1 protein-coding gene is annotated in these 657 nt (G+C 49.3%); it reads left to right on the top strand.

All coding sequences use genetic code 11. The features are described from left to right. Positions 1–657: paraquat-inducible protein A (locus ACTHUM_RS17145; protein ID WP_440403575.1), on the top strand; the 657-nt coding region annotated here is incomplete at both ends.

Here is a 657-nt window from a genome sequence, read left to right as displayed (position 1 = left end):
CCCCCTTCGTCGGCAGCGTCAGATATGTATAATAGACAGTTGCTGCTCTGTCTTTATGTTTATACGGCCTTGATACGCGAAAAGGCCTACCCTGCGCTGCGCTTTGCAACGCGCGTATTGGTTCGGCTGCGTCATTGGATTATGGTGGATGTGTTTTTCATTTCCACTTTGGTGGCATATATCAAGCTCTCGTCCGTTGCCACAGTAGAGTTCGGCTCAGCGTTTTATCTGATGTTTCCGTTGTCGGTCATGCTGATTCGGACTTCGGTATCGATTCCGCAGCATTGGGTTTATTATAAGATTCACCGTTTAACCGGCGGCCATGCGGTTCAGACGGCCACTGAAGACAAAATCTGTTGCAGCCGTTGCCTGTATTTCCGCGATAAAGACGAGCAGCCTTGCGGCGTATGCGGTGCGGACTTATACCGTCGCCGCCCGAAAAGCCTGAGCATTTCGCTGGCGTTTTTAGTCGCGGCGTTTATCCTGTATTTCCCTGCCAACATCCTGCCGATTATGATTTCGTCAAATCCGACGGCTTTGGAGATCAATACGATTTTCAACGGCATTGTTTATATGTGGGACGACGGCGACCGATTGATTGCCGTGATTATCTTTAGTGCCAGTATTATGGTGCCGGTTTTGAAGATTATTGCGATG

The organism is Neisseria sp. P0021.S006 (assembly GCF_051956895.1).
This window is presented reverse-complemented; position numbering and strand designations above follow the sequence as displayed.